Source organism: Nitrosomonas sp., assembly GCF_043753625.1.
Classification (GTDB): domain Bacteria; phylum Pseudomonadota; class Gammaproteobacteria; order Burkholderiales; family Nitrosomonadaceae; genus Nitrosomonas.
On sequence record NZ_JAYUWI010000099.1, the window covers coordinates 1 to 11,570 of the forward strand.

Below are 11,570 nucleotides of genomic sequence, written 5' to 3' on the forward strand. Positions count from 1 at the left end.
TTTTCTCACTCAAAAACCTGTCAGGTATCTTTCTAATTATTTTTGGAGAGCGAATAGTTACCAATTCCTCTCAAATAAAAGACAAAGATAGCGTCGATATAAAATCGATTACGGTGAATAGTGAAAACGGGAGTCCAGAAAACAGAAAAACCACAGAGAAGTTTCATTTCTCTGTGGTCTCTAGTATCAGTTTATTTAAGCGACTTTGCGACGACGCGCTGAGAAACCAACTAAACCAAGACCGGCCAAGAGCATCGCGTATGTCTCTGGTTCTGGTACAGGTAATGCTTGCAGCGCAACTGCATATTGCCCACCAAAAGCGTTAGGGCCAAAGTTACCACTAATATCAAGGTGATATTGACCAGCAGCTAAATTACCAAATGCGTGGTTTAAATTGTCTCCAGTGAATGTGGTGTATAAAGTTGATCCGCCTGGATGAGTGTTACTCCATACTTCAACTACCAAATTTTGAATATCTAGCACATTAATACCCATGAAATTTAGTGCGTACGCATTAGCAGAACCAGAAGTACTTGATAATGTTGGAATGGTGAAGTTTGCATATTCTTCGAAAAATCCATTTGCAGGACCGCCTACATTCACAAAGAGTGCGCTAACAGATGCGCCCACTGCACCAAAGCTATATGGATTTGCTTCTGAACCGTTGCCTCCTGTTGCACTACCATTCAGGAAAGCACTGCCTGCATGTGCTACGCCACTTGCCATCAAAACAGCTGCTGCTAGTAATTTCAGTTTAAAGTTATTTTTCATTTTCAAATTCTCCGGGTGAGTTAAAAAAAATTAATTCAATCAGTCTCAATTACAAGTGTATAAGTAACGTCTCACACATAGGCGGTAAGCATTGATACTTTATAGCTTCTAATCATTTCCGCACAGCCTGCATTGTAAACATATATTTTTTTTCAGCTATAGGAACATTATCCTTTTTTATTAGTACATTAACTCGCCTATTGCTAGTACATTTGTACTATGCCCCGTGATAAATTATTTGAATTCTCTACATTAAATGAGTGCGGCAAACTGAGCAGGTATAGGCTCTCGCATTGTTAATCGGAGAGTGCAATGATCAAAAATAAGAAGTGGGGATTGAGTTAAATCTGGCATCTAAAGAATCAAATGGCATCTTTTTCTGATTCCCTTGCAGGTTGATGAGGTTTTGATATGCGTCAGGTCAGTAGTACCCGGGAAGCCAAAAATAAAGAGGATGGACGAAGCCGCTAGGTAAAGAATCTGGCCATGCGGCGCAACAAAAACATTGCGACGGCAGCATTAACCAATAAGAACTCACGTATTGCATGGTCGATATTGAGTTGTGGCGAGTCTTACAGGAAGGCAGGGTAGCAAAATGAAGATGGCAAATAGGTTAGACCGACGTAAGTAATTCAGTCTTTTCAACAGGCTCCCTGTCCGATGCATGACAAGGCAAAGCCGTCAGGCCGATTTGAATCTTACGCGAGAAATCCATCATGGCTCGGATAGTAAAGCTACCCAACGAGAAACCGGATATACGGAAGCAGTTGCACCTTAAAATCATCACCAATTTTGCTGGCAAAACGGGAGGAGCCCATATACGTTGAAAAACTATCTGCGTTGCCGCTGCGGTGTTAAAAACAGACTCAAAATGCTCATTTATTAAGCATAAACTGCACTTTTCACTTCTTTTTTCTCATGCGACAGGTAACAATTGAAGGAAGCTCTGAATAAAGCATCTTTGTCATTCCGAACACAATTAGGAATCTTTGAAATCAACTGGATAGATTTCCCGCTGTGCTCGAAATGACAGTTACTCAGAGGCGCATTGATCAATCCAGGGAAAAACGAGAACCAACGCGCTCGTTTCGGATTAAATAGCAATCTGCATTACATGTTTGCTGCCTTTCTGCGCCTTGCCATCAATCCAACCAGCCCTAAACCGGCCAACAACATGAGATAGGTTTCAGGCTCTGGGATTGGAGGGGGAGTGTAAGACAGTAAAAAAGCTTCTGGGAAATTATTGTGGTGACCATACCCAACCATCTGGCCATGGTTGTTGATATCGAGGACATAAATGTCGCTCCATCCGCCTGTTACGAAAGGATCCAGTAAACTAAGATCGGTCATTACACCGTGACTATAGAGAAAAGCATGCCCAAAAATATCTCTTCCTACCACTTCTCCAGAATCATTGATGGCGAAGGCTTTGCTGGTGAATTCACCCAGACTGGTCATGCCGGTGCCGTTAGGACCCGTGATGAAGGCGTGATACTGACCAGAACCACTGGAAGAAACCCCCACAACTTGCCCGGAATCATTGATGCCGGCGGCGAGACTGTCAGATCCACCAATGCCGCCCAGCCCGGTCATCCACCAGTCCGCCCGAGCCATTGCAGGGATTGATGCTGCAGAAATTCCCACGAGGAAGAGGGCAGCGTGCTTAAATTTTGTTAGTTTTGTGTTCATGAGGTTCCTCCAAAAGGATTTCATAATCGTTGATGGTCTATTCATGAGATCGACTCACTCCTGTCCCGTTGCCGAGACAGTGCGGCAGCCCGATTCATGCCTAATTAGGATACAGGTTTTCGAATAACTTGTTGAGCCAGATAGGAGAATCAGGCCACGGCTCATTGTAATACAATCTTTTTCCCAATACTAAAACTTGTGCTGAGACATGAGTTTGAAACGCTTGCAAAGCAGCATCATTCAGGCCGGATCAGTGTGTGTACTTGCTTCTGGCTTTCATCCAATTCCAGTCAAAGATTAAAAAACCATGCAGCAGATTTTGCGGTTACTACATACTCCCCAAATTCTCACAACTCGTTCCGGAAATACGCTACCTTTCCTAGTGTGTCAGAGGATTTATCAACTTCCCAATCAATTGACTTGAAGGATTATCTTATTGAGACTTGTGTTTATAGAATACAAATAGAATCCGTCGAAACCTGTTTAAATCATAATAAATTCAATTGAATTGCAGTACCTATCCGGAACGCATCGCTCGACTGACATCTTCTCGAACAAAGTGAAAGTAAGGATTTATAACAGTATGTAACGTGGCATTCCACATGTTGAAGCGCATTTTCAATAATGGCGACAAGGACATAAACCGATGCAGCAACCCCTATCAGTTATACCTAAGCAAGACAATTTAAACCCAAAGGGAAGCAATCACCGGATCCAGGATAGATGCGTAATTCCCTGGCAGGGTAGTTTCTCCAATTTTAGGCGGATCAAAATCCGCCATCGCATTGACCAGATCATTCACCTGATTATCATGAAGCACCATGCCGTTAGAGGTTCTAAATCTCTCGATGTGATTGGCCGATCCGAGGTACCAGTCATTAATCACTATTTTATCAGTTGTTCCTATAATGCTTGCCTCCAGATTATTTCCGACATGTTGAAACCATATCTGGTCAGCACTAATGCCCGGGAGGAATCGCATCGTATCAATATTACCGGCTGCGGAATCATTCTCAATCAAAGTATCCATTCCATATTCTCGTCCAAAAATATAGATATCATTACCGCTTCCGCCTATCAGTGTATCGGTGCCTTTCCTGCCATTGAGCCGGTCATTTCCCGCTTCACCTCGCAACGTGTTGCCGACACTATTGCCGGTTAAATTGTTGTTCAGTTCGTTACCGATTCCATTGATCGCGATACTATCAGTCAAAACAAGATCCTCGATGTTTGCGCTTAACGTAAAGCTGATGCTTGATCTCACTTTATCAATTCCTTCGCCATTCAGTTCGATGACCGCATCCCTGATGTTATCCACCACATAATTATCATCACCGCTACCGCCGATCATCATGTCAGCGCCTTCTCTGCCATCCAGCTTGTCATTGCCTGACTTACCCGTCAGCATATTGCTGGCGCCGTTACCAGTTAGCTCATTATCTAACTCATTACCCACCCCGCCGATAAAACCGACACCGGTCAGATGGATATTCTCAACATTGGCACCCAGCATGTAAGAAATAGAAGATCGAATGGTATCGACGTCCTCATCAAAGTTCTCAATAACAACATCCAATGCGCTATTTATCACATAAATATCGTCGCCCGTTCCACCCGTCATCGTATCGTTACCCGCACCTCCATTAAGTCGATCATTACCAGCATTACCATTCAAGATATCATTACCGGCTAGGCCGTTGAGTATGTCGTTACCAGCGCCGCCATTCAGTGTGTCAGAGCCCAATGCGCCATTGATTATCATGCCCAGGTCACTGACATCGATATCGAAGCGATCCGAAACCCTCAAATTGCCGATATCTGTTGCAGTCACAATCATACTAAATGTTCCGAATGCATCAGGCGTGCCACTAAATGTGCTTGTTTCCGAATCAAAACTGAGCCATAGCGGCAAAGGGTTGCCATCAACCAGCGTGGCACTGTAAGTAAGTATGTCGCCAACATCCGGATCGGTAAATGCATTGGGATTCACAGTGTAGCTGAAGGCACTTCCCTTAATTGCTTTCTGGTCTGGAAGCGCAATTGATAACTCAGGCGCCTTATTGCTTTCCAATTTTTCTTTAATCGTGGACAGATCCCAAACCATACCATTTTCTCTGAAATTGATCTGCTCAACTGAGAAAGGAGTGACTCCGTCATTCTCCAGGTAATTCTGGATCGTAAGGACGTCCGTAGTACCCATGATGGCGAGTATCAGGTCATTACCGGAGCGACTAATGTGCACCTTATCCGAAGTAATGCCATAGTCAAATCGCACCGTATCAATCTTTCCAGCGGTCGCGTCATAACTGTTAATCGTATCCTGGCCTGATCCTTTGCTAAACAAATACGTGTCATTACCAGCGCCGCCCGTCAGGGTATCGTTGCCTGCCCCACTGCTCACAAAATCGGCGCCATCCCCACCCGCCAGCGTGTCATTGCCAGCTTCGCCATAAATCACGTCGTTTGTATCTTGACCGGCAATGATATTATCCTGTTCTTGAGGATTAAGAGTAGGCACAGGACCGGCAATCGCAATTAGTTCCGCCATCGTCATCACCACACCATCACCAAATTAAACGCGCTCTAGCCCTATACCCGGCAGATCGGTCGAATTCGGCAGGATAATTTTGACGCCACCGCCTGTCCATTTTATAGTAAGTACCGCATGTATAGTCAGAGTTTGCAGCGCTTCTATAGACTCAGGGTTCTCGTCTGTGTATCTGACAGCGCGCATTCCTTCGATTAAATGTTCTCCCCATGTAAAAGTAACATCGTCGAAATTAATACCCAACAAGCGAAGAATATCTTGCGCAATAGGTTTCGGTTGCAATGTGTAATTCAGATGAGAATAAATGTCGTCACTATTAGAACTCCCAATCTGCCACATTTGTGTTCCTGTATCCCAAATCGTATCGACTCCCAACTCGCCGGCAAACATAACATAGGTATCCTGGCTGAATCCGCCATTCAGAATATCATTCCCGTCGCCACCCACCAGCGTGTCTCTGGCATCGTTACCATAAAGCATATCACTTCCCGCATTTCCATAGAGAAACCCGCCGATATTCATTGCGGTGTCGGTGAAGTAATACATCTCATTATTGAGCGCAATTTTGCCCGACGCATAAAGAATATCGTTGCCTCCGCCCCCATCGATCATCGAAATCTCACTCGCGGATGTAATGTTGCTTTGCCCATGCCCAGTGTTATACTGGTAACCATTACCGTGTTTATAACCTTCGATCACATTATCGCTGTTGCCGCCCTGAATACGCTCAACCTGAGTGTTAATGGTCGTAGTAGTTTGTCGATAGCTCTGAACTACCTCAAGTATCGGCGTCATTGAAACCTGATCCTCTGTTATGAAACCGACAATTACACCACTTTCATACACAGGTATTAGGCCCTCAATGCTCATTCCTACCGCACCCATTTCACGTAATCGTTGAATCCATTCGGAAAAAGGTATAAATTGCCGTTCCACTGGTAGATTCACTACTGGGGTGCCAGGAAGCGATGTGTTGAGTAGCTCAACAGTAATACTGGAAGAATCATGGCTATCAGATTGCCGTTGGATTACGGCAGTATCCGCAGTAGTCTCCACTAGTATGAAATGTTGCAGCACAATTTTTGTTTCATTGGCAGACACTGATTCAGTACGGTAGATTGCACCGTCCACCCGTGTGTAAGGGCCAGAATTTGTATCGTACCGGTTACTCTGCAAATCATTTGTCCATTGCGCACGCACTGTTTCTAAAAAATCGGCTTGTAACTGTGCAATATCGGTATCAGGTTCTGGCAAAGCGAACCAATCGGCTACACTAATTGCCGCACCGCTTTCTTCGCGGAGCATCCAAACATGTGGCAACACAAAATAATCCTTCAATGTCAACGTCGCACCACCGCCGTGCAGCGTCAGAATCAAATCGTTCCCTGTGCGTTCGTGCCGAAGATCGGCCAGTGTCGTTCCCTCTGTCAGCGCAATGACGCTTATGCCTTCCGGCGATTCCACCGCCACATCGTTTCCTGCCGACATCCAACCAAAAAGATAGGTATCGTTGCCATCACCGCCTACGAGCATGTCATTACCTACGCCGCCGTCGAGAATATCATTGCCTGCGTAGCCTTCAATGTGATCGTCAGCAATTGTCCCTATCAGCACATCGTCGCCTGCCGTACCGCCAAAAACATCGGCTGCGAGTGCACTGATTTCGCTGGCATCCATCCGCGAATTATCTTTCAGGCGCAGTGTTGTTATATTTGGCCCGTTTGCAAACCAACTTTCGAACAGAATACTATCCTGAGTGCCTGCAATGCGTATGAGCAGACTGTCATCGGCCAACCGGAAAAACCGTAGATCGCTTGCAGCAATGTCAGCCCCTAGCTGGACTTCATCATTTTCTGCATCGCTGATATCAGCCGACGCAATGATGTCAGCGCCATCACCCAGCTCGAACATATAAGTGTCGGCACCGCTGCCACCCGTTAACCGGTCGGTACCCAAGCCACCCTGCAGGGTATCGGCGCCAGCCTGTCCATACAAAGCATCGTTGCCCGAACCACCCACAAGCAGATCCTTACCCGCACCACTCAGAATATAATCGTTGCCGCCATAGCTCTTAATGGTGTCATCATAAACATCCCCCTGTATTAGATCATTACCGGAACCACTATAGGCATGCGTAACGGGTTGTCCGAAATACGCCACCGATTTCAGACTTAAGACCACATCTTCGGACAAATTCTCACTCACCCAGGATTCCAGATCGATTCCTTTGGAGCCGTGTTCAGAATATATCTGGGCGTCCATACCATAGAGCGCACCAGCTAGATCAAGCGTTTTGCCATTTCCGAGGGTTATTTGTAAAATACCGGATCCCCCAACCATGTTGCACTGGAGGGCTCAGTCGCCGGTGTAGTGCTGGCTGTACCCAGCGAGTTCATCGATACAGTCTTGGCTTTAGCAAACGAAGCCGCTGATACAGCAGCATCTTCTGCTAGAAAAATGGTATTGCGCCCTTCCAGGTCATCAATCGAATCACCCGCTTCCACGCCGGAATAAGTGTCATCTCCCAATCCGCCACGAAGAATATCATTACCGGCACCACCGATAAGCGTATCATTACCGCCCCAGCCAATCAGATCGTCATTACCTTCTCCGCCATCCAACAGATCATCACCCTGGTATTCCACCGGAGCATCTCCATCATCCCCCGAAAGAATATCATTACCTTTTCCACCCGCCAGATAATCTGAGCCGCCTCCGCCCCATAGCTTGTCGCTTCCATCACCGCCATTCAAATAATCATCGCCATGCAGGGACGTATCCAGACTCAGTCTGTCCCCTGCTAAGAAATCGTCTCCGCTCTGGCCCAGAATCGTGTCATTGCCCGCCTCACCAAAAACAACATCATTGTCTGCACCTGCATCCACAAAATCGTCACCCCCTTGTGCAAACACCCAGTCATTTCCGGCACCGCTATAGATCATGTCATCATCCCCGGCACCATTATTTGCTTCAACAACATTGAAATTGTAGTTCCGGTTGTATACAGTTGTGCCACCCTGATTATTGACCGTACGACTGATTGACCAGTTGCGATCGGCCAATCCGATATTGTTGTCACCTTCAATCGTATCGTTCCCGCCCAACCCCATCAGCACATCTTTGCCCATACCGCCCATCAGAATGTCATCGCCGGCATCACCGATGACAGTATCATTACCTAGTCCGCCATCCAGCAGGTCACCACGTTGTCCGCTGCCCGCCTGAGTTTTTCCTAGTGTATATGCGTCATCAAGCGTGTATTCAGTTTCTGCAAATAATCGATCGTTGTTTTCAAGCCCTGTAATGATGTCGTTATCAGCACCGCCTAACACGATGTCGTCACCCAAACCGCCGTTCAGGATATCCTGCCCGGCTCCGCCTTCAATTCGATCTGCGCCATCTTTACCATCTACATCGTCGCTGCCGCCCAAACTCTGGATCAGATCGTTTCCAGCGCTTCCATAAAGCGCATCCTCCCGATTGGGTAATTCATCTGCACCTACGACAACATTATCGAGCTCATCGACTCTGAGTGGATCTTCAGGTTTCAAGTCGCCAACGATGGTACGATCAAGTACGGAGGTATCAGGTAATGTATTGTCTCCCAAGGTGATACCCAGATTGCCATCGCGCCAACTCTTCACCACTGTCCTAGCACTATCTGCGCCGGTAACAAAGCTGATTAGGAGATCTTGCGTACCGTTGGGTTGCGTGCTGAGCAAATAGACAAGACTGTTTTCCTTATCCATCCAGCCATTGCCAATTTTGACCCAATTCTTACCCTCAGTTACGCCATTCCTGCCCTCAGCTACCACAGTGCCGAATTTAATGACACCCAGACCATCAACGTCGAACACCGTATCAAAACCATCCCCGGGGTTAACAACATAAGTGTCAGAACCGGCACCGCCTTCGAGATAGTCATTGCCTTCGCGGCCGTTAAGCGTGTCATCTCCACCACCGCCATAAAAATGGTCTTCAACCGTCGATGCAGCAGGATTATCCACGCCATCACCACCGAAGAAATAGCGCGGAGTTTTTCCTGATAACTCGCCTTGTGAAATTTTGTAACCCGAAGTGACATCTTCAAAATAATCATTGATATTCTGATAGCTATGATTACTTGAGTTGAACGTAACACTGGAATCAAGCGGGTTCTTGTCTTCGATATTGAACCAATTTTTGCGTATCAACATCGTCATGCGATCAACCAGGTATGATGATGTCAACGTGCCCGTACCAGTCTCCGGATTGAAGCGATTCAAAGCGCCATTTGTATTGAAAGCACCATAATCAATATTTTCCCCTTCAAGAATAAAAGGATTAAGTGCAACCAATGCAAAGCGGGCAGCTAGACCCTGCTGACTATCGCTTTCAATCTTAGTGATGATATTGCTGGCAGAAAGATCGGATAGCAACGTCAACTGGACTTTGCCTATCAAATCTTTAAACTGGGTACTGTTCTGTAATTCATAAAGATTTGTATAAAACTTGTCACGATTGCCTGTTTCAGTTTTCTGATTCTCACCCAAATCAATCTTACCGCCCGCAGGATTGAGCAAAATGGTGCGCAAAGCATCGAGAGCGGATTCGAGGGTTTTACTATTGGAGGCGCTTGCAACATCCTTAGTGGATCCGAAGGAATCGATCAATTTGCTGAGTTGTTCCTGATTCAGGTTGGGCGCCAACTGGGAATAGGCTGAATAAATGCCTAGCGCATCAGTTAATACTTGCTGGCTGTGGTTGCGCGCACCGGGAGGATTGCTGATATCCGAAGCCATTTGGTCTTCGATATTGATATCAACCGGAGGAGCGACATCAAAACCCAAACCTGCAATTGGGCTTAATCCTATCGAGGCTTCTATGTTACTGATTTTTGATACATCATATGCTTCGGCAAGACCCATCCAACCCAGCACGGTATTTATGGAAGGACCAAGAAAACCGCCTAATCCTGGTGTATTGTATAGATACGCATGTGAAGCATTATTGGAAAAATCAGGATCATCAACAAGACCTGTTGCCAGAAAACCACCCATGCTGTGCCCAGTGACCGTGAATGTCGGAGATAACGTCCCATTTCCTAACCACTCAGCAACTTTGGTTTTAAGACTATCGTATTGAGGATGAAGTTGTGTACTACCATACAGCATGATGTCAAAAACCCCCGTTGCAAAATCTCTGATATCAGTAGGTTCAGTGCCACGGACAGCAAGAAAGGTATTGTTGTCAGCATCGGCAAACACCGTTGCTGATAAGCCTGTAGCTGCATCGTTGAATTGGTCAACTACGTTGTAGTTATCAGCAAAGGTGTGGGCTTGGCTATCGGAAAATTCTGCGTTCTGTAATTTTTCAATAGCCAGGCGACCAGTTTCCAAACTCTTCGCATAGGCAGCTAAAGCTAATTCAGCTTGCTTGAAATAATCAACAAATTGATTCATTTCCTATTCCTCCTCAGTTTCTAATAAAAATTAGTTTCATCAGGTTATTAAAACCTTCATCCTCAGGACACATAAGTGACGAAGGTTGCCAAGGGCCCGACATATCTCCGCCAACTCTTGCATAACTAGCTGATTCACCAAGTAATATATCATCTGATCGTCGATATATTTCGGAACGATATTGCCTCAATTCCGGATTTCCTTTAATAAGATAGACCGTGGATGATTCGTAGTAATAATCATCCTCAGGCTTGATATTTTCTTTAAACGGAATTGATATCTGCCCATACTGATCAAATCTCTCGGCCGGCAACTTCACCGTCTCATACACCTTGATCCCACCATCAATCGCACAAAGCCTTTCTACCTCCCTATCCAGCCTGTCTTTTTCTGTAAAAAAAGCTGCATAAACGGTCAATGAAACAAGCAAAAACAAAATGATTTTTCTCATGTGGCAAGCCTCCATTGGTCAGTGGCAAGATCTGTCGCCAGAATCCATCCATTCAGTAGCAAGTTACGGTAATTGCTGGAAATAACGGTCACTTTTCAACTGCTCTTTACTCTGGGTTTGTGATTCCGGTAATACGGATCGTAAGAATGGTTCTCCTGGTTACCTTATTAGCAAAAACCGTTCCTGAAAGACCGATTGCATCGGCGCAAAGAACACTGGGAAAAGCGCCAACTGAATCACGCCGCCAGATAATCGTTGTCGTTAGGGTTTCAATGTTATATTTTGGTTTGATTCAGCCTGAATGAATTAACCGTTCGAATGACATCATCGGTACAAACCAAAACAATCTAGTATTCTGTTTGTTGGGCTTCAGCTAAGACAATTTAACCAGGAAGGTAAGATAATGCTGCCTAGAGAGTATACCCATTCATGTTTTTAAGGGTATGACTCGGTATCACCGAAGGCATCGAATGCGAGTACATCGATGATAATTAAGGCTATGTAGTAGTTAACTGTTGAAATTGTCTTGTTTTTCCAAGTGACATTAGGAAACAAAGGGTTGGTGTGACATTCTGACCGAGACGGTCAATCATTCTATGCCACCCCAGATAATTCGCAAGATAGCGTATTGCTACACCATGGAACTTCGCCATCCATTGTCTGAGCCGGC

At 45.6% G+C, this 11,570-nt stretch carries 7 protein-coding genes and 1 pseudogene; 1 reads left to right on the forward strand and 7 read right to left on the reverse strand.

Features of this window, described 5'->3' with window-relative positions; translation table 11 throughout:
• Window positions 1-195: 195 nt before the first annotated feature.
• The 6 genes from ACH10T_RS08860 to ACH10T_RS08885 all read right to left on the reverse strand — a co-directional run bounded on the left by ACH10T_RS08860 (window position 196) and on the right by ACH10T_RS08885 (window position 10,900).
• Window positions 196-771 carry an FxDxF family PEP-CTERM protein gene (locus tag ACH10T_RS08860; protein WP_394808934.1) on the reverse strand — a complete coding sequence of 192 codons (576 nt, stop codon included), beginning with the start codon at window positions 769-771 and terminating at the stop codon, window positions 196-198.
• A 1,110-nt stretch (window positions 772-1,881) separates the two neighbouring features.
• A complete protein-coding gene (locus ACH10T_RS08865; protein ID WP_394808935.1) occupies window positions 1,882-2,460 on the reverse strand; it encodes a PEP-CTERM sorting domain-containing protein in 579 nt (192 codons plus the stop codon).
• A gap of 685 nt (window positions 2,461-3,145) precedes the next feature.
• Window positions 3,146-5,008, reverse strand: coding sequence for a putative Ig domain-containing protein (locus tag ACH10T_RS08870; protein WP_394808936.1), 1,863 nt, complete (start codon window positions 5,006-5,008; stop codon window positions 3,146-3,148).
• A gap of 24 nt (window positions 5,009-5,032) precedes the next feature.
• Window positions 5,033-7,348, reverse strand: coding sequence for a calcium-binding protein (locus ACH10T_RS08875; RefSeq protein ID WP_394808937.1), 2,316 nt, complete (start codon window positions 7,346-7,348; stop codon window positions 5,033-5,035).
• Entirely contained in the window at window positions 7,318-10,449 is a 3,132-nt protein-coding gene (locus ACH10T_RS08880; protein WP_394808938.1) for a hypothetical protein, read from the reverse strand. Before ACH10T_RS08880 ends, ACH10T_RS08875 begins: the two co-directional genes overlap by 31 nt.
• Window positions 10,450-10,462: 13 nt before the next feature.
• Window positions 10,463-10,900 carry a hypothetical protein gene (locus ACH10T_RS08885; RefSeq protein WP_394808939.1) on the reverse strand — a complete coding sequence of 146 codons (438 nt, stop codon included), beginning with the start codon at window positions 10,898-10,900 and terminating at the stop codon, window positions 10,463-10,465.
• 146 nt (window positions 10,901-11,046) lie between these two features.
• Between ACH10T_RS08885 and ACH10T_RS08890 the strand changes: the two genes are divergently transcribed.
• A complete protein-coding gene (locus ACH10T_RS08890) occupies window positions 11,047-11,205 on the forward strand; it encodes a hypothetical protein (protein ID WP_394808940.1) in 159 nt (52 codons plus the stop codon).
• Between the two features lie 192 nt (window positions 11,206-11,397).
• Here the strand turns inward: ACH10T_RS08890 and ACH10T_RS08895 are convergent.
• Window positions 11,398-11,570 (reverse strand): annotated as a pseudogene (locus tag ACH10T_RS08895) (IS1595 family transposase); the annotation flags it as partial.